At 60.2% G+C, this 17,274-nt stretch carries 17 protein-coding genes; 9 read left to right on the top strand and 8 right to left on the bottom strand.

The window, feature by feature from the left end; translation table 11 throughout:
• Positions 1 to 17: 17 nt before the first annotated feature.
• The 3 genes from QUE41_RS00130 to QUE41_RS00120 are packed head-to-tail and all read right to left on the bottom strand — an operon-like array spanning position 18 to position 2,506.
• Positions 18 to 491, bottom strand: coding sequence for a DUF494 family protein (locus tag QUE41_RS00130; protein WP_136854402.1), 474 nt, complete (start codon positions 489 to 491; stop codon positions 18 to 20).
• A gap of 3 nt (positions 492 to 494) precedes the next feature.
• Positions 495 to 1,571 carry a DNA-processing protein DprA gene (gene dprA, locus QUE41_RS00125; RefSeq protein WP_286341013.1) on the bottom strand — a complete coding sequence of 359 codons (1,077 nt, stop codon included), beginning with the start codon at positions 1,569 to 1,571 and terminating at the stop codon, positions 495 to 497.
• Positions 1,556 to 2,506 carry a LysM peptidoglycan-binding domain-containing protein gene (locus QUE41_RS00120; protein ID WP_286341012.1) on the bottom strand — a complete coding sequence of 317 codons (951 nt, stop codon included), beginning with the start codon at positions 2,504 to 2,506 and terminating at the stop codon, positions 1,556 to 1,558. Before QUE41_RS00120 ends, dprA begins: the two co-directional genes overlap by 16 nt.
• A gap of 133 nt (positions 2,507 to 2,639) precedes the next feature.
• Between QUE41_RS00120 and def the strand changes: the two genes are divergently transcribed.
• Genes def through QUE41_RS00095 form a run of 5 tightly spaced genes read left to right on the top strand, consistent with a single transcriptional unit; the run spans position 2,640 to position 8,265 of the window.
• Positions 2,640 to 3,152 (top strand): peptide deformylase, encoded by a 513-nt coding sequence (gene def / locus QUE41_RS00115; protein ID WP_286341011.1) that lies wholly within the window; start codon positions 2,640 to 2,642, stop codon positions 3,150 to 3,152.
• Positions 3,153 to 3,161: 9 nt separating this feature from the next.
• A complete protein-coding gene (gene fmt, locus QUE41_RS00110) occupies positions 3,162 to 4,103 on the top strand; it encodes a methionyl-tRNA formyltransferase (RefSeq protein ID WP_286341010.1) in 942 nt (313 codons plus the stop codon).
• Complete coding sequence (gene rsmB / locus QUE41_RS00105; RefSeq protein ID WP_286341009.1) at positions 4,100 to 5,404, top strand: 16S rRNA (cytosine(967)-C(5))-methyltransferase RsmB; 1,305 nt, start codon at positions 4,100 to 4,102, stop codon at positions 5,402 to 5,404. The genes fmt and rsmB overlap by 4 nt, the downstream gene beginning before the upstream one ends.
• Before the next feature lie 8 nt (positions 5,405 to 5,412).
• Entirely contained in the window at positions 5,413 to 6,813 is a 1,401-nt protein-coding gene (gene trkA, locus QUE41_RS00100) for a Trk system potassium transporter TrkA (RefSeq protein ID WP_286341008.1), read from the top strand.
• 9 nt (positions 6,814 to 6,822) lie between these two features.
• Positions 6,823 to 8,265: a TrkH family potassium uptake protein gene (locus QUE41_RS00095; protein WP_286341007.1), complete on the top strand. Its 1,443-nt coding sequence runs from the start codon at positions 6,823 to 6,825 to the stop codon at positions 8,263 to 8,265.
• 39 nt (positions 8,266 to 8,304) lie between these two features.
• Here QUE41_RS00095 and hemG (QUE41_RS00090) read toward each other — a convergent pair whose 3' ends face one another.
• A complete protein-coding gene (gene hemG, locus QUE41_RS00090) occupies positions 8,305 to 8,844 on the bottom strand; it encodes a menaquinone-dependent protoporphyrinogen IX dehydrogenase (RefSeq protein WP_286341006.1) in 540 nt (179 codons plus the stop codon).
• A 189-nt stretch (positions 8,845 to 9,033) separates the two neighbouring features.
• Between hemG (QUE41_RS00090) and QUE41_RS00085 the strand changes: the two genes are divergently transcribed.
• On the top strand, positions 9,034 to 9,348 hold the full coding sequence (locus QUE41_RS00085; RefSeq protein WP_286341005.1) for an ArsR/SmtB family transcription factor: 315 nt from the start codon (positions 9,034 to 9,036) through the stop codon (positions 9,346 to 9,348).
• A gap of 48 nt (positions 9,349 to 9,396) precedes the next feature.
• Here QUE41_RS00085 and hemG (QUE41_RS00080) read toward each other — a convergent pair whose 3' ends face one another.
• Genes hemG (QUE41_RS00080) through pepQ form a run of 4 tightly spaced genes read right to left on the bottom strand, consistent with a single transcriptional unit; the run spans position 9,397 to position 13,346 of the window.
• The gene (gene hemG / locus QUE41_RS00080; protein WP_286341004.1) at positions 9,397 to 9,921 is read right to left on the bottom strand and encodes a menaquinone-dependent protoporphyrinogen IX dehydrogenase; all 525 of its coding nucleotides are present in this window, start codon (positions 9,919 to 9,921) and stop codon (positions 9,397 to 9,399) included.
• A gap of 9 nt (positions 9,922 to 9,930) precedes the next feature.
• The gene (locus tag QUE41_RS00075; RefSeq protein ID WP_286341003.1) at positions 9,931 to 11,388 is read right to left on the bottom strand and encodes a TrkH family potassium uptake protein; all 1,458 of its coding nucleotides are present in this window, start codon (positions 11,386 to 11,388) and stop codon (positions 9,931 to 9,933) included.
• Positions 11,389 to 11,415: 27 nt separating this feature from the next.
• Positions 11,416 to 12,027, bottom strand: a complete 612-nt coding sequence (locus QUE41_RS00070) for a YigZ family protein (protein WP_286341002.1) — start codon at positions 12,025 to 12,027, stop codon at positions 11,416 to 11,418.
• On the bottom strand, positions 12,027 to 13,346 hold the full coding sequence (pepQ, locus tag QUE41_RS00065; RefSeq protein WP_286341001.1) for a Xaa-Pro dipeptidase: 1,320 nt from the start codon (positions 13,344 to 13,346) through the stop codon (positions 12,027 to 12,029). The genes QUE41_RS00070 and pepQ overlap by 1 nt, the downstream gene beginning before the upstream one ends.
• A 196-nt stretch (positions 13,347 to 13,542) precedes the next feature.
• Here pepQ and fadB point away from each other — a divergent pair, with 196 nt between their 5' ends.
• From fadB to tusA, 3 genes are all read left to right on the top strand, one after another.
• On the top strand, positions 13,543 to 15,696 hold the full coding sequence (gene fadB / locus QUE41_RS00060; RefSeq protein WP_286341000.1) for a fatty acid oxidation complex subunit alpha FadB: 2,154 nt from the start codon (positions 13,543 to 13,545) through the stop codon (positions 15,694 to 15,696).
• 11 nt (positions 15,697 to 15,707) lie between these two features.
• Complete coding sequence (gene fadA, locus QUE41_RS00055; protein ID WP_286340999.1) at positions 15,708 to 16,871, top strand: acetyl-CoA C-acyltransferase FadA; 1,164 nt, start codon at positions 15,708 to 15,710, stop codon at positions 16,869 to 16,871.
• A 147-nt stretch (positions 16,872 to 17,018) separates the two neighbouring features.
• Complete coding sequence (gene tusA, locus QUE41_RS00050; RefSeq protein WP_286340998.1) at positions 17,019 to 17,264, top strand: sulfurtransferase TusA; 246 nt, start codon at positions 17,019 to 17,021, stop codon at positions 17,262 to 17,264.
• Positions 17,265 to 17,274: the final 10 nt, after the last annotated feature.

Here is a 17,274-nt window from a genome sequence, read left to right as displayed (position 1 = left end):
CGCTTTCTTGTTCTGGCTTAGTGGATCATCCCCTCGGGCTCTTCAAACACCAGGTCCTCCATCTGACGATAGGCACCTTCGTTGCCGGGGGCGTTAAACAACACCATCAGAACCACCCATTTGAGATCGTCCAGGCTCAGAGGCTCACCATCGAGCTCCATCACACGGTCGATCACCATCTCTCGGGTCTCTCCGCTCAGCACCTGGATCTGCTCCAGGAACAGCAGGAACCCGCGACAGGCGGTGTCCAGTCGGATCTGCTCCGCTTCTGTGTAGACGCGAAGACTGTGGTTGGGGTTAGTGTACAGATAGGGCTGGTCAGTGCCGTCCTGCAACGCCGCCAGCTTCTCAATCCAGATTAATGCCTTGCCAATCTCCTCTGACTTAAAACCCGCACGACTTAGCTCTTCCGTCAGCTCTTCGCGATCCAACAACAACTCAACATCGCTTTGGACATAGGTCTCGAACAGGTACATCAGTATGTCGAACATGCGCTACCCTCCCCTAAGCCGGATGTAACCGCCGGGCACTTGCGTGACCCGACCCTCTAACTCCAGTAACAACAGTTGCTCTAGCACAACATCTACTGGCAAATCGCTCCGAGCCACCACTACATCTACTGGAGTGGCCTCATAGCCCACACTATCCAACAACCTGGGCAAAGGCAACTCCGGTGCCTGGGGGCGAATCCTTGGCTGAGGCCGCCTTGGCAACTGCGGCATCAACTCCTCAAAGATATCGACCGGGGCAGAGACCAGTTTGGCACCCTGCTGAATCAAAAAATGACAGCCCTGGGCCTGAGGGTTGTCCACCGAGCCGGGCACCGCAAACACCTCCCTGCCCTGTTCGGCCGCCAGTCGGGCGGTGATCAGGGAGCCGGATTTCAGCCCGGCCTCCATCACCAAGGTGGCGTAGCACAGGCCGCTGACCACCCGGTTGCGCCTGGGAAAACACCCCTTGTGGGGACGCATGTCCGGCCAGAAGGTGGACACCACCGCGCCCTTTTCAGCGATCTCATTCTGCAACCTGTTATGGATACGTGGATAGCAACGACTCAGACCACACCCCGTCACCGCCAAGGTTTTTCCTCCTTCCAGGGCCCCACGATGGGCAGCACCGTCTATCCCCTCCGCCAGGCCGCTGACGATGACCCACCCCTCGGCGGCCAACCCCCGGCACCACTGCTGGGTGCGTTCCAGCGCAGCGGGAGTGGCCCGGCGGCTGCCCACCACCGCCAGTGCCGGGCCCGCCAACAGCGCCGGATTGCCCTGGACAAACAACAGCAGGGGCGGATCGGCTATCTGCCTGAGCGCCTCAGGGTACCCAGGGTGGTCCATAGTCAAAATCTGTCGGTTATCCCCGTCGGCCCAACTCAGAGCGAGATCCAGGCGCCGACGATCCGGATAGGCCAGGGCTTGGGCGAATTCATCGTGGCCACCGGGCAGATCCCCGGCAAGAGCCCACTGACGCAGGATCTCGACCGGCGCCACCTCCAACAACGACAGTTTGGCACCATGTCCCACCCCCCTGGCCAGCTCCAGGGCCAGCCAATCGGTCAAAGAAGACGCCATCGCCCCTCCGGAGTGACCGCACGATCGGCCATCTGCAAGGGGTGCCCCGCTCGGGTCACCAGGGCCAGGCACACCCGCTCATAGCAGCGCACCACCATCAGCTCTCCACGGGTCAACCTGGCTTCCGCCCTTGGACTGTGCACCACCGTCAACAGTTTGCCCGGCTTCAGCTGTTCACTGCGCCTCAGATACACCAGCTCCCCAGGCCCCACCTCACTGGCCTGGTTCGGTGCCGCCAGCAAGGGCAACTCGGTGCCGGGCTCTGCCGGCTCCAGGGGAAACACCAGCGGTTGCGCCTTTATTTGGGAGAGCGCGTACAACGGCTCGCCCACAGACGCCTCGCGCAGACTGTGTATCAGCTTGAGGTGTCCCGCACCGTCGGCCACCCCAGTGGCCACCAGCACCATCTCCTCCCCCAGCAGCGCATCATTGTCGGGGTCGATAAGGCTTTGGCGATGATGAAACACCCCAAACTCTCCGCCCGCTGGCAACGCCTCGCTGAGGTACAGGGTATCTCCAGCAACAAACCTCAGAGAGTTGCGACTGCCGGACTCCACCACAGGAGCCTGCTTCAGGGCCTCAGGGCTGAGTACCGCCACATGATCCAACAGAGGGCCAATCAGGGCCCTGTCCAGGGTCGGCAGAGGGAGTGAGGAATCCCTCCCCCTCTGACGCCTCAGCACCGGCACCCCATTTACCAGTGTCAGCAACAGGCGATCGCCAGGGTAGATAAGGTGGGGATTGGCGATGGCCGGGTTCACCTGCCACAGCCTGGGCCAGAGCCAGGGATCGTCCAGATAGAGACCCGAGATGTCCCAAAGGGTATCCCCCTGTTTTACCGTATATATCTTAGGAGCACCCGGACGAAGGGAGAGGCCGTCGGCCCACCCGGGAATGGCGAGGATAAGAAAAAGCATCAGAAAGGTTCGGCGCATTCAACATCCTTGTCGACCTATAACCGTTTCGCCTGTGCCTGTTCATGACCTCGGCAAACAGTTAAAATTGAGCCAATGACAACCTAAGTATAATCAGGTTGAGTGTTTTTACAGATTTGAAGACGAGAGAAACATGGCTACTTTGCAAGTCCTGCGTTTCCCGGACGAGCGCCTGAGAACGGTTGCCAAACCGGTGACCGAATTTGATGGCGACCTCCAGCAACTTGTTGATGACATGCTGGAAACTATGTACGAAGAGAAGGGCATCGGCCTGGCTGCTACCCAGGTGGATCGCCACGTACAGGTGATCGTAATGGATCACTCCGAAGACAAGTCTGCGCCCATGGTGTTCATCAACCCAGAGCTGAGCAATCAAAGCGGCTCCTTCACCAACGAAGAGGGCTGCCTGTCCGTGCCCGGCGTCTACGCCAAGGTCGACCGTTATGAAACCGTGACCATCAAGGCGCTGGACCGGGACGGTACCCCCTTCACCATCGACGCCAATGAGCTGCTCTCCATCTGCATTCAGCACGAGATGGATCACCTCAACGGCAAGCTGTTTGTGGACTACCTGTCCCCGCTGAAACGCCAGCGCATCCGCCAGAAGCTGGAAAAGCAAGCCCGACTGGATGCCCGCCACGCCTAGGAGACGGCCTTGAACCCCCTGAAGATAGTGTTTGCCGGTACGCCGGATTTTGCCGCGCGTCACCTGGACGCGCTGATCCACAGCGACCACCAGGTGGTGGCCGTCTACTCCCAGCCCGACCGCCCTGCCGGCCGAGGCAAGAAGCTGACCGCCAGCCCGGTTAAGACTCTGGCCATGGAGCACGACATCCCGGTCTACCAACCCAAGTCTCTGCGCCAGGAGGAGGCCCAGCAGGAGCTGGCCGCCCTGGATTTCGACATCATGGTGGTGGTGGCCTACGGCCTGATCCTGCCCAAAGTGGTGTTGGAGACCCCTAAGCTGGGCTGCATCAACGTTCACGGCAGCCTGCTGCCCCGTTGGCGCGGTGCCGCGCCCATCCAGCGTTCCATCTGGGCCGGCGATGAGGTCACCGGCGTCACCATCATGCAGATGGACGAGGGCCTGGATACCGGCGACATGCTGCACAAGGTGGAGCTGCCCATCGACACCAGCGACACCTCGGCGGCCCTGTATGACAAGCTGGCACAACTGGGCCCCCAGGGTCTGCTGGAGGCCCTGAGCCAGATCGCCGACGGCACCGCCAAGGCAGAGAAGCAGGATGACAGCCTGGCCAACTACGCCGAGAAGCTCTCCAAAGAGGAGGCACGCATCGACTGGACTCAGAGCGCCGAGTTCATCGAGCGCTGCGTTCGCGCCTTCAATCCCTGGCCTGTCAGCCACTTTGAAGCGGGAGACAACAGCCTGAAGCTCTGGCAAGCCAGTGTGGTCGAGGGCAACGACAGTCAGCCCGGCACCATTATCCAGGCGGACAAGCAGGGCCTGGTGGTCAACTGCGGCGACCGAGCCCTGAAGCTGGACACCATCCAGCTGCCAGGTAAGAAGGCGATGGCCGCCACCGACGTCTTGAACGCCCGCAAAGAGTGGTTTGAAACCGGGACTCTGCTGTCATGAGCAAACGCAACACTCGTGCCCAGGCCGCCTGGGTCATCGAACAGGTGATCGACAAAGGCCAGTCCCTGGCCACCTGTCTGCCCCAGGCTCAGCAGCACCTTGCCAACCCTAAGGACAAGGGACTGCTGGCGGAGATCTGTTACGGCGTAATGCGTCAGCTGCCGGTGCTGGACACCCAGGTTCTGGCCTGCCTGGATAACCCCCTTAAGGGCAAGAAACGCATCATTCACTGCCTGTTGCTGGCCGGGCTGTATCAGCTCAAACACATGAGGGTGAAGCAGCACGCCGCCGTTACCGAAACCGTTGAGGCCACCCGCCAGCTCAAGGCAGGTGGCCTTTCCGGGCTGGTCAATGGCGTCATGCGCCGCTTCTGTCGCGAACTGGAGCAGGTGCAGCAGCAACGTTTCGACGACGACAGCCGCACCTATCTGCACTCCCGCTGGTTCATCGAGCGGGTGCGCCACGCCTACCCACAAGGCTGGCAGCAGATCCTGGAGGCCAACAATCAACACCCCCCGCTGTGGCTGCGCAACAACGCCAGCCAGCAGACCCGGGCAACCTTCCTCGATGCTCTCGAAGAGCTGGGCATCGACGCGGTCGCCGGCCAGAGCCCCAATGCCCTGCGCCTGACCCAGGGGATGGACGTCACCAAACTTCCCGGTTTCGATCAGGGCAGCGTGTCCGTCCAGGACCACTCGGCCCAGTGGTCCGCCTACCTGCTGGATCCTCGCCCCGGAGAGCGGGTGCTGGATGCCTGTGCCGCGCCGGGAGGCAAGACCTGCCACCTGATGGAGTATCAGCCACAGCTGGACGAAGTGGTGGCCCTGGACATCGACCAGAACCGCCTTGAGCGGGTGCAACAGAACCTGGACCGCCTCGGTCTCACCGCCACCCTGGTGGCCGGAGACGGTGCCGACCCCGACACCTGGTGGGACGGGCAACAGTTCGACCGCATCCTGCTGGATGCCCCCTGCTCCGCCACCGGCGTGATTCGCCGCAACCCGGACAGCAAATGGCTGCGCCGGGAGAGCGACATCGACACCCTGGCCCAGTTGCAACAGCGCATCCTTCACGCCTGCTGGAAAATGCTCAAGCCCGGCGGCACCCTGGTGTACGCAACCTGCTCCATACTTCCTGAAGAAAATGTGAACCAGATCAAGACATTTCTTCAACAGGTGCCGGATGCTATGCTGCTTAGCATCAATCCGGAAGACACCAGTGACCAACCTGGCTGGCAATTGCTGCCCCGTCCCGACGGCGGTGACGGTTTCTACTACGCCAGAATGACCAAAAAGCACTGAATTAGCAGATGAAAATCATCATTCTCGGAGCCGGCCAGGTGGGCGGCACGCTGGCCGAAAACCTGGTTGGCGAAAACAACGACATCACCATAGTCGACAACGACCAGGTCACCCTGCGCTCTTTGCAGGATAAATACGATCTGCGGGTGGTTCATGGTCACGCTGCCCATCCGGGTGTGCTGCATGAAGCGGGCGCGGAGGACGCGGACATGCTGATTGCCGTGACCAACTCCGACGAAACCAATATGGTGGCCTGCCATCTGGCCTACACCCTCTATGGTACGCCAACCAAGATCGCCCGAATCCGCTCCGAGCAGTTCATGGCGCGCCAGGAGGCGCTGTTTCAACGCAGCGGCCAGGGCAACGACTGCCGCGGCCGCTTCTTCATCGATGAGCTGATCGCCCCGGAACAGCTGGTGACCCATTATATCCGTCGCCTGATTGAGTACCCCGGCGCCCTGCAGGTGGTGGAGTTTGCCGAAGGCCGGGTCAGCCTGGTGGCGGTCAAGGCCTACTATGGTGGCCCCCTGGTGGGGAACGCCCTCTCCGCCCTGCGTGAGCATATGCCCAACATCGACACCCGGGTTGCCGCCATCTTCCGTCAGGGGCGCCCCATTCTGCCTCGGGGCACCACGGTGATCGAGGCGGACGACGAAGTGTTCTTCGTTGCCGACTCCAAACACATCCGCGCGGTGATGAGTGAGATGCAGGAGCTGGAATCCAGCTACCGTCACATCATGATCGCCGGTGGTGGTAACATCGGCTTCGGCCTGGCCAAGGCCCTGGAGCCCTACCACGAAGTGAAGCTCATTGAGCGCAACGGCGAACGTGCGTCCGCCCTGTCCGAATGGTTGGATTCCACCACGGTGTTCCATGGGGATGCCTCGGATCAGGAGCTGCTTAACGAAGAACAGATCAACCAGACCGATGTGTTCATCGCCGTCACCAACGACGACGAAGCCAACATCATGTCCGCCCTGCTGGCCAAGCGACTGGGCGCCAAGAAGGTGATGGTACTGATTCAGCGGGAGGCCTACGTCGACCTGGTGAAGGACGCCAACATCGACATCGCCATCTCCCCTCAACAGGCCACCATCAGCTCGCTGCTGACCCACGTACGCCAGGGTGACATCACCAACGTATACTCCCTGCGCGGCGGTGCCACTGAGGCCATCGAAGCCGTCGCCCACGGAGACGAGAGCACCTCCAAGGTGGTGGGCAAACAGATTCAGGACATCAAGCTGCCGCCCGGCACCACCATTGGCGCCGTCGTCCGCAAGGAACAGGTACTGATCGCCCACGACCGCACCGTTATCGAAGCGGACGACCATGTGATCATGTTCCTGGTGGATAAGAAGTACATCACGGAAGTCGAGAAACTGTTCCAGCCCAGTGCGCTGTTTATCTAGACTTTAATCATGATCAATATCAGGCCACTCTCCTTCCTGCTGGGGCTCTTTCTGGCGGTGGTCGCCGGATTGATGCTGGTCCCGGCGGGGGTATCCCTCTATCACGGCGAAGGACTGGCCGAGGATTTCTTTAAATCCGCCTCCCTGACCGCCATCGCCGCCCTGGTGGCGGTGAGCAATGGCTACCGCAGCCACCTGACGTTGAGCACCCGGGATCTCTACCTGTTCACCACCCTGACCTGGATCATCGTGTCCATGTTTGCGGCCCTGCCCTTTACCTTCTACCACGGCATCAGCTATACCGACGCCTTCTTCGAGACCATGTCGGGGATCACCACCACAGGCTCGACTGTGTTGTCCGGCCTGGATGACACCGCCTGGTCCATCCTGATCTGGCGTTCACTGCTGCAGTGGCTGGGGGGGATCGGCTTCATCGTCATGGGGGTGGCCATCTTCCCCATGTTGAACGTGGGGGGGATGCGGCTGTTTCGCACCGAGTCCTCAGACTGGTCCGATAAATGGATGCCTCGCACCCAACTGATTGGCCGGGGCCTGGTCAAGGTCTACCTGTTGCTGACCGGCCTGTGCTGCATCGGCTACCTGTTGGCGGGGATGACCCCGTTCGAGGCGATAAACCACGCCATGACCACCCTGTCCACCGGCGGCTACTCCACCACCGACAGTTCCATGACCCACTTCAGCACCCTGGCCCACTGGAACGGCACCCTGTTCATGTTCCTAGGCGGCCTGCCGATGTTGATCTACCTGCAGATGGTGCACATGCGCTCCTTCAGCGTTTGGAATGATCAGCAGGTGAAGGGCTACCTGAGCTTTGTGGTGTTGGCCTCCCTGGCCCTGGGCTGGTGGCTCAGCAACGAACAGCAGCTGCCCTTCTTCGAGGCCCTCACCCTGGCCAGCTTCAATCTGGTGTCCGTGGTGACCACCACCGGCTTTGCCTCTACCGACTACAGTGCCTGGGGCCCGGCGGCCTGGGTGATCTTCTTCTTCCTGATGTTTGTGGGTGCCTGCTCAGGCTCCACCTCGGGCGCCATCAAGATCTTCCGCTTCCAGCTGGCCGGCGCCATTTTGCATAAGGCGCTGAAGCAGCAGATCCATCCGTCGGCGCTGTTTCCTCAACGCTATAACCGGCGCACCATCAGCGAAGACATTGTCCGCTCCCTGGTGAGCTTCTCCATTCTGTTTATCGCCACCATCATAGTGCTGGCCCTGTTCCTGGTGCTGGTTGGGGTGGATCCTGTGTCCAGCCTGACGGGCTCCATTACGGCGGTCACCAATGTGGGACCGGGGCTGGGCGAAGTGATCGGCCCGGCTGGCAACTTTGCCAGCCTGCCGGATTCGGCCAAGTGGGCACTCAGCCTGGGAATGTTGCTGGGAAGGCTGGAGATCATCACGGTCGCCGTGCTGTTCCTGCCCTCCTTCTGGCGTTACTAGGGCACCATAGAGATGACCTGAGGTGCTCCGCCCCTGGACTTAGCCTGCCAGGGTAATCAGGTGACGGCCATAGGCCTTCACATCCTCCCAGTCGGTGTAGTCGATCACCGAATTCTTGTCTGTGGGACCGTCGGTCATCTTCATGATCATCTGAATCATCAGGGTGTCCAGGGTCCCCCAGGCGGGATAATCCACCTTACCGGCAATCACTTTCAGATCCTGAGGCTTCCATGGGGACAACTCCAGGAACTTCTGCATGTAGCGGTTGCCCTCTACCGTGGCCTTCTCTGGGGTACGCGCCACCACGGAGAGGTTAAAGAAGCTGTTGGGCTTCGCCTGAATCTGTTCCTGGTGATCGGCCACGAACTGCATAAAGCGCTTATCGTAGTTACCGTAGAGCACCGGCGCCCCGAGCGCCACGACATCATAGCTGTCCCAGTCCACCGGCTCATGGGTTGCTTCGACAATATCCATCATGTCGCACTGATGCCCCTGCTCGCGGATGGTCTCCATTGCGACCCGGGCTACCCGTGCGGTGTGTCCACCACGGCTCATATACAAAATTAAAAAACGCTTCACTTGGCCTCCGCCATTCTGGGCAAATCTCGACTAATGGATGATATAGGTCTGCCCACCTTCTCATCTATGGAGAAAGATCACACTTTTTTAAGGAGAATTTGTAAGAATTGGTTGAATCGGGATCTGGCACTGCTTAACAAAACGCCGCGTTCGGATTAATATTAGTCTCTCCTAAAGCCGAGGTAGATTATGGCACTGACAATTGACCTGGAGAATATGACAACGAACGCTCAGGAAGCGTCGAAGTTGTTGAAGACCATAGCCAACCCACACCGACTTATGCTGCTGTGCCTGATCGGCAAGCAGGAACTGACCGTGGGTGAATTGAATGAGCAGGTGCCCCTGAGCCAATCAGCCCTGTCTCAACATCTGGCCGTATTGCGTAACGAAGGTCTGGTAAAGACCCGAAAAGAAGCACAACTGGTTTGGTACAGCCTGGACAGCAAAGAGGTCGAGGCGATCATCAACCTGCTGTACGATCTGTACTGCGGCGTCGAACAGTAATCCCTCCCGTAGCCGACTTGACGGTTACCGGAGCGGATTGCTCCTCCTCTATTCGCCAGCCACCCTGTCGGCGAACGCTTCCACTCTGCCCCAATCGGTAAACTCCTTCACCGTCGACGGCTCCGTTGGCCCCTTGGTGATCCACATGATGAAGCGGATGATGTTGCGATCCCAGAACCCCAGCGCCGGGTAGTTCAGGGAGCCGGCAAACACATCCAGCAGCTGTGGCTGCCAGGGCACCATCTTCAGAAACTTGGCCACATAGGGGTTGGTGTCGGCACTGTTCTTCTGCGGCTTACGCGCCACCAGGTTGACCGAGAAGAAGGCTGTGCGCTTGTGCGCCAGCAAGCCCTGATTGGCCTTGACGAAGTCGATGACCGCAGGCCGGTATTTGCCGTAGCGGATGCTGGCCCCTATCACCAGGGTATCGAAACCACTCATCTCCTTGGGAGGGTGGTCAATCTCCGCCAGCTGCACCTGGTTTTCCGTGGCCTGCAGCCGTGACTGCATCCGCTGGGCTATCTTGCGAGTCTGCCCGTCCACGGTGGAATAGAGAATCAAAATCCGCCTCACAGCCTCTCCTTAGCTCTTCCAGAATGCCGGGGTAAACAGCACCAGCAAGGTAAAGATCTCCAGTCGGCCAAACAGCATGGCCAACACCAGAATCCACTTGGCTACGTCGCCAACGTCGCCATAGTGCGACGCCACGTCCCCCAGGCCAGGACCCAGGTTATTCAAACAGGCCGCGGTGGCACTGAAGGCGGTGATGTCGTCCAGGCCGGTGGCCAGCAGCGCCACCAGACAGACGGCAAACACCAGGGCATAGGCGGCAAAGAAGCCCCACACCGCATCGATGACCCTATCCGGTACCGCTTTGTTGTTCAGGCGGATGGAGAACATCGCCCTGGGGTGGACCAGACGCTTGAGCTCACGCCCCCCCTGCAACAGCAGCAGAATGAAACGCACCACCTTCATCCCTCCACCGGTGGACCCGGCACAGCCGCCCACGAAGCTGGAGAGGATCAACAGCACCGGCAGGAACAGCGGCCACTCTGAGAAGCTGTGGGTACCGAAACCGGCGGTGGTGGAGATGGAGACCGCCTGAAACAGGGCGTAGTCCAGGGTCGATTCCGGCGAATCGTAAATGCCGCTGTCCAGCAGCACCATGAAGCAGAGCAGGGTCAGGATCAGCTGGAACAACAGGAACACCCGGACCTCGGCATCGCGCCAGTAGTTCTTCAGGTTGATGCCCCGGCGACTGAAAGCGCCGAAATGGAGGCTGAAATTCACCCCGGCAATCAACAGAAACACCACGCAGATGGTGTTGATCAACTGGCTGTCGAAGGCCCCAATGGAAGCATCATAACTGGAGAAGCCACCAATGGAGACGGTAGAGAAACTGTGGCCCAGGGCATCAAAGGCGCTCATCCCCGCCAACCAGTAGGCGCCGGCACAGGCCAGGGTCAACGCCAGGTAGATGTACCACAACGCCTTGGCGGTCTCGGCAATGCGGGGGGTCATCTTGTTGTCCTTAACCGGACCCGGGGTTTCGCAGCGATACAGCTGCATGCCACCAATGCCCAGCATCGGCAGCACCGCCACCGCCAGTACAATGATCCCCATGCCACCGAGCCACTGCAGCAGGTGACGGTAGAACAGAATCGCCTTGGGCAGATGTTCCAGGCCGGTGATCACCGTCGCCCCGGTGGTGGTCAGGGCGGAAAAGGCCTCGAAGAAGGCGTTGGTCACCGTCAAGTCCGGCTCTGAGGAGAGCAGGAAAGGGATGGCCGCAATGGATCCCAGCACCGTCCAGAACAGCACCACAATCAGGAACCCCTCCCTGGCCTTGAGCTCCTCCCTGACATTGCGGTTCGGGTACCAGGCGATCAGCCCGAGCACCAGGCTGATCACCAGCGCCTGCATGAAGGTGGCGCCCTCTCCATCCTTGTAGATAACGGCAACCAGGGCCGGAGGCACCATGGTGAGGCTAAATAGCATCACCAACAGGCCGATGATTCGAACTATCGATCGATATTGCATCAGTGTGTCAGCTGTTCTTGTCCTGGGTCAGTCCCACTCAACCTGCAGTCGGCCCTGACTGCTCTGGGCCAGTTGCAAAGTGAAGCGCTGCCTCTGTTCCTCGGGCAACGCCAGGCTATAAGTTACTTGTTGTTCAAATTCTTGGGAAATAATTTTGCCATCAAAGTGACCCAGCCAGTGTTCCAGGGTGGGCTGGTCGGCATAATCCACCCTGATCCGGCCCTGCACCATGGGCACAAAGGCACAGGTGGGCAAGGTGTCCAGGGCCAGTTTCACCCCACCGGAGTAAGCGCGCACTAACCCGCCAACCCCCAGTTTGGTGCCACCGTAGTAGCGAATGACCACCACCGCCAGCTGACCCACGTCGGCGCCCAACACCACATTGAGCATGGGACGGCCGGCGCTTCCTGCGGGCTCGCCATCGTCACTGGCACCGATATCCCGGGTATCCCCTGGGGGGCCGGCATTGAAGGCCAGACAGTGATGGCTGGCCTCCGGATGCAGTTCACGAGCCCGTTGTTGCAGCTCACGGGCCTGTTTGCCCTCGGTGACATGAGCCACCCAGGTGATGAAGCGGCTGCGCTTGATCACCTCCTCCACCTCATAGAAGTGGGCGGGCACCTGGAATCCGGTGCTCATCAGGCCAGACCAAGATCCCGGGTCAGGTTTTCGATGCGGTCGCCATGAAGCACCACATCATCTTCGATGCGAATGCCGCCATAGGGGCGCAACTCATCGATCACCGAGGTGTTGAGCATCCCTTTGGCGCCGTCACTCAGGTTATTCAGCAGGGTATCGATGACATAGAGGCCGGGCTCGATGGTCAGCACCATGCCAGGCTCTAGCATCCTGGTACAGCGCAGGGCCGGATGGGCTTGAGGTGCGGCCAGGTGAGTACCCAGCTCATCCTGCATAAAGCCGCCCACATCGTGCACCTGCAAGCCAATCTGGTGACCCAGGCCATGGGGGAAGAAGGCTGCGGTGACCCCTTCGGCGATCAGCGCCTCTGTGGAGCCTCTGGCCAGTTCGAAGCGACTCAGCAACTGAGCCACCCGCTGGTGCATATCCAGGTGCAGCTCGGTGTAGGCCATGCCCGGCTTGATGGTGTCGATGATCGCCAGTTGCTGCTCATTCATCGCCGCCACCAGCTCCGCAAAACGGCTGGCCGGGTCGAAGGCATAGGTCCGGGTAATGTCGGAGGCATAGCCATGGAAGCTGGCTCCGGCATCCAGCAGGAAACTGCGCAGCTGTTTCGGCGCCACCCGCTCCAGGGCGGTGTAGTGCAGGATGGCGCTGTTCTCATTGAGGGCCACGATGTTGCCGTAGGGCACCTCGTTTTCTCCCTGGGCGGTGGCACTCAGGTAGGCCAATTGGATGTCGAACTCACTCTTCTGGCCGAAGAAGGCATCGCGTGCCGCCTCATGGCCACAGACGGCAATCTCACTGGCGACGCGCAGACAGGCCAGTTCATAGTCGGTCTTGTAGGCACGGTGATAATGCAGATAGTCCATCACCGGTTGAGGGTTCACCCTGTCCAGGCCCCACTGAGCGGCCAGTTCTGTTGGCTCACCGATAAAGGCATAGGCGGACAGATCATCGGGCAACAGGGCTCTCGCCTGTTCCGGTTTCTCAATCACCTTGATCTCGACCGCATCGGTCCAGAAGCCCTGTGGCAGCGGCGGCACCTTGTGCCAGAAATCCACCGGGCGATAGAACAACAGAGTCGGCTTTTCAACGGGACGGATCAGCAACACACAGTGAGGATTGTCGGTTACCGGCACCCAGTGTTTGAAATGGGGGTTGGCCTTGAAGGGGTAATCCATGTCATCCAGGAAGATTCTCTGGGGTACACCGGCGTGAATCACCAGCCCCTGCAACCCTTCCCGCTCCAGCAGGGTTTCGGTGCGTTGGGTCAGGGTGGCCAGGTGCTCCTGATAGAGGGGGGCGAAACGGTCCATGACTCTCTCTGTTGTCGTGATAGTGATCTGTGGCGGCAGTGTAACACAGTCCCCAAGGCAGCTCAGGAACTGAGCGACGACGAATATCAAACAGGTGTTTTAAATAGGTGTTGCAATTTACTGTGACGCAGGACACACTTTGAGTAATCGGTCACCAATTCGGACGTGACCCCCCGCGGTAAAAAGGAAACCAAGCATGATTTATCAAAGCAGCACCATTAAGGTCAGCTGGCTGGAGCCCGGTATCGCCAACCTCTGTTTTGACGCTGAGGGTTCAGTGAACAAGTTCGACCGAACCACACTGAACGATTTCGATCAGGCCCTCACCGCACTGCAGCAGGCATCTGGCCTGAAGGGGCTGGTGGTCAGCAGCGGCAAGGATGTCTTTATCGTTGGCGCCGACATCACCGAATTCCTCGGCCTGTTCGCCGAGCCGGAAGAGGTTCTCGGCAACTGGTTGGTAGAAGCCAACGCCATCTTCAACAAGCTGGAAGACCTTCCCGTACCCACAGTGGCGGCGATCCGCGGCTTCGCCCTGGGTGGCGGTTGTGAAGCGATTCTGGCCTGTGACCTGCGAGTGGGCGACGTCACTGCCCGCATCGGCCTGCCGGAAACCAAGCTGGGGATCATCCCCGGATTTGGCGGCACCGTCCGTCTTCCCCGCATTATCGGTGCCGACAACGCCATGGAGTGGATCACCACAGGTCAGGAAAACCGTGCCGATGCCGCCCTGAAGGTGGGTGTGCTGGACGCGGTGACCGCGCCCGAGAAGCTGATGGAATCCGCCGTTAAGATGGTGCAGCAGTCCATCGAAGGCAGCATCGACTGGCAGGCACGCCGCCAGCGCAAACAGTCGCCGCTGAACCTGTCCAAGATTGAAGCCGCCATGTCCTTCACCACCGCCAAAGGGATGGTGGCCATGAAGGCCGGACCTCACTACCCTGCCCCCCACGCCGCCGTCAAACTGCTCGAGCAGGTGGCCGGCTGTGGCCGTGACGAAGCCCTTCAGGGGGAAGCGGCCGCCTTCATCAAGCTGGCCAAGAGCGACGTCGCTCAAGCCCTGGTGGGCATCTTCCTCAACGACCAGTATGTGAAGGGCAAGGCCAAGAAGGCGGGCAAGCAGGCGCGTCCGGTCAACAGTGCCGCCGTACTGGGAGCCGGCATCATGGGTGGTGGCATCGCCTACCAGTCTGCCCGCAAAGGCGTACCTGCGGTAATGAAAGACATTGCCCAGCCCGCCCTGGAACTGGGTCTCAACGAAGCCTCCAAGCTGCTGGCCAAACAGGTGGAGCGTGGCCGCATGAAGCCCGCCCAGATGGCCGGTGTCCTCAATAACATCGTCCCCAGCCTGGACTACTCCTCCATCAAGCACGCCGATGTGGTGGTGGAAGCCGTGGTAGAGAACCCCAAGGTGAAGGGAATCGTGCTGGCGGAAGCGGAGGAGATTCTGCGTGATGATGCGGTGCTGACCTCCAACACCTCCACCATCTCCATCAATGCCCTGGCCAAAAACCTGAAGCGCCCTGAGAACTTCTGCGGCATGCACTTCTTCAACCCGGTGCATCGCATGCCCCTGGTGGAGATCATCCGTGGCGAGCACAGCAGTGAAGAGACGGTGTCTACCGTGGTGGCCTACGCCGCCAAGATGGGCAAGACCCCCATCGTCGTCAACGACTGCCCCGGATTCTTCGTTAACCGGGTGCTGTTCCCCTACTTCTTTGGCTTCAACCTGCTGCTGCGCGACGGCGCCGACTTCCAGCAGGTGGACAAGGTGATGAGCAAGCAGTTTGGCTGGCCCATGGGTCCCGCCTACCTGCTGGACGTGGTCGGTATCGATACCGCCCACCATGCGGTGGCCGTGATGGCCGAAGGGTTCCCCACCCGCATGAGTAAGACCTTCCGTGACGCCGTAGACATCATGTTCGAGGCGGAGCGCTTCGGTCAGAAGAACGGCAAGGGCTTCTATCAGTACGCCCCTGACCGCAAGGGCAAGCCGAAGAAGAGCGTGGACGAATTCACCATTGCCGCCCTCAAGGAGGCCTATGGCGACACCAAGGCATTCGAGGCCGAAGAGATCATCGCCCGCACCATGATCCCCATGATCAATGAAACCGTGCGCTGCCTCGAGGAGGGCATCGTGGCCACCCCGGCAGAAGCGGACATGGCCCTGGTCTACGGCATCGGTTTCCCTCCCTTCCACGGTGGCGTATTCCGCTACCTGGACACCCTGGGACTGGACAAATTCGTAGCCATGGCTGACCGCTTTGCTCACCTGGGCGAGATGTACCAGGTTACCGACAAACTGCGCGAAATGGCCGCTTCTGGCGACCGTTTCTACCCCGCTAAATAAGGAGATTGGCAATGAAACATGCGGTAGTCGTCGATTGCATCCGCACCCCCATGGGACGATCCAAGGGTGGGGTGTTCCGCAACGTTCGTGCTGAGACCCTGTCAGCGGAACTGATGAAGCAGCTGCTCAAGCGCAACCCCAAGGTGGATCCCAACGAGATTGAGGATGTGATCTGGGGCTGTGTGCAGCAAACCCTGGAGCAGGGGTTCAACATCGGCCGCAACGCCGCCCTGCTGGCAGGCCTGCCCAAGAGCGTGGGCGCCGTCACCGTCAACCGGCTGTGCGGCTCCTCCATGCAGGCGATTCACGATGCAGCCCGGGCCATCATGCTGGACCAGGGCGACGTCTTTATCGTTGGCGGTGTCGAGCACATGGGCCATGTCCCCATGAACCACGGTGTGGACTTCCACCCCGGCCTGGCCAACAACGTGGCCAAGGCCGCGGGCATGATGGGTTTGACTGCGGAGATGCTGGGTAAGATGCACGGCATCAGCCGCCAGGCTCAGGATGAGTTTGGAGCCCGCTCCCATCAGTTGGCCCATCAGGCCACCCTTGAAGGACGTTTTGCCAATGAGATCGTCCCCATCGAGGGGCACGATGGCGACGGCACGTTGATTCAGGTGACTCAGGATGAGGTGATTCGTCCGGAAACCACCGCCGAAAGCCTGTCTGCCCTGCGCCCGGTGTTTGACCCGGTCAACGGTACCGTCACCGCCGGCACCTCCTCCGCCCTGTCCGATGGCGCCTCTGCCATGCTGCTGATGAGTGAAGAGAGGGCCAAAGCCCTGGGTCTGCCCATTCGTGCCCGCATCCGTGCCATGGCCATCGCCGGCTGTGATCCCTCCATCATGGGCTACGGCCCGGTGCCCGCCACGCAAAAGGCGCTGAAACGCAGTGGCCTGACCATGGCGGACATTCAGCAGGTTGAGCTCAATGAAGCCTTTGCCGCCCAATCCCTGCCCTGTGCCAAGGACCTGGGGCTGCTGGATAAGATGGATGACATGGTGAACCTCAACGGTGGCGCCATCGCCCTGGGACACCCACTGGGCTGCTCAGGTGCGCGCATCTCCACCACCCTGATCAACCTGATGGAGCATCGCGACGTTCAGCTGGGTCTGGCCACCATGTGCATCGGCCTGGGCCAGGGGATCGCCACCGTCTTCGAACGGGTATAACCCTCTCAAACCACTTCAAGGGGAAGCCTGTGCTTCCCCTTTTTTGTGATCGCGCTGCACAAATTATGTTCAGCCAGCCGCCATCTCTTGCGTCATCACGTCAGCGGCGTATCATTACCGCCCTGTTTAAAGAATCTGGTAGACCCCATGTCCGACACCTTCACCGACGCCAAACACACCCTGGATGCCATTGGGCTGCGCTGCCCGGAACCGGTCATGATGGTGCGTAAAACGGTGCGGAATATGGCCCAGGGAGAAACCCTGCTGATCACCGCAGACGATCCCTCCACCACCAGGGACATTCCCAGCTTCTGTCGCTTCATGGACCACACCCTGGTGGCCAGCCAGACCGACCAGGCCCCCTATCAGTACCTGATTCGCAAGGGCAGTTAGGCTGCCGAGT

The organism is Ferrimonas sp. YFM, from assembly GCF_030296015.1.
In the GTDB taxonomy this organism is placed as follows: domain Bacteria; phylum Pseudomonadota; class Gammaproteobacteria; order Enterobacterales; family Shewanellaceae; genus Ferrimonas.
Note: the sequence above shows the minus strand (reverse complement) of the source record. Positions and strands in the feature narration are given on the sequence as shown.

Excerpts from the sequence above, each read along its gene's own strand:
- QUE41_RS00095 (WP_286341007.1), top strand. The coding sequence starts at position 6,823 with ATGATCAATATCAGGCCACTCTCCTTCCTGCTGGGGCTCTTTCTGGCG.
- tusA (WP_286340998.1), top strand. The coding sequence starts at position 17,019 with ATGTCCGACACCTTCACCGACGCCAAACACACCCTGGATGCCATTGGG.
- pepQ (WP_286341001.1), bottom strand. The coding sequence starts at position 13,346 with ATGGACCGTTTCGCCCCCCTCTATCAGGAGCACCTGGCCACCCTGACC.
- rsmB (WP_286341009.1), top strand. The coding sequence starts at position 4,100 with ATGAGCAAACGCAACACTCGTGCCCAGGCCGCCTGGGTCATCGAACAG.
- fadA (WP_286340999.1), top strand. The coding sequence starts at position 15,708 with ATGAAACATGCGGTAGTCGTCGATTGCATCCGCACCCCCATGGGACGA.
- dprA (WP_286341013.1), bottom strand. The coding sequence starts at position 1,571 with ATGGCGTCTTCTTTGACCGATTGGCTGGCCCTGGAGCTGGCCAGGGGG.
- trkA (WP_286341008.1), top strand. The coding sequence starts at position 5,413 with ATGAAAATCATCATTCTCGGAGCCGGCCAGGTGGGCGGCACGCTGGCC.
- def (WP_286341011.1), top strand. The coding sequence starts at position 2,640 with ATGGCTACTTTGCAAGTCCTGCGTTTCCCGGACGAGCGCCTGAGAACG.
- QUE41_RS00070 (WP_286341002.1), bottom strand. The coding sequence starts at position 12,027 with ATGAGCACCGGATTCCAGGTGCCCGCCCACTTCTATGAGGTGGAGGAG.
- QUE41_RS00130 (WP_136854402.1), bottom strand. The coding sequence starts at position 491 with ATGTTCGACATACTGATGTACCTGTTCGAGACCTATGTCCAAAGCGAT.
- QUE41_RS00085 (WP_286341005.1), top strand. The coding sequence starts at position 9,034 with ATGGCACTGACAATTGACCTGGAGAATATGACAACGAACGCTCAGGAA.
- QUE41_RS00120 (WP_286341012.1), bottom strand. The coding sequence starts at position 2,506 with ATGCGCCGAACCTTTCTGATGCTTTTTCTTATCCTCGCCATTCCCGGG.
- QUE41_RS00075 (WP_286341003.1), bottom strand. The coding sequence starts at position 11,388 with ATGCAATATCGATCGATAGTTCGAATCATCGGCCTGTTGGTGATGCTA.
- fadB (WP_286341000.1), top strand. The coding sequence starts at position 13,543 with ATGATTTATCAAAGCAGCACCATTAAGGTCAGCTGGCTGGAGCCCGGT.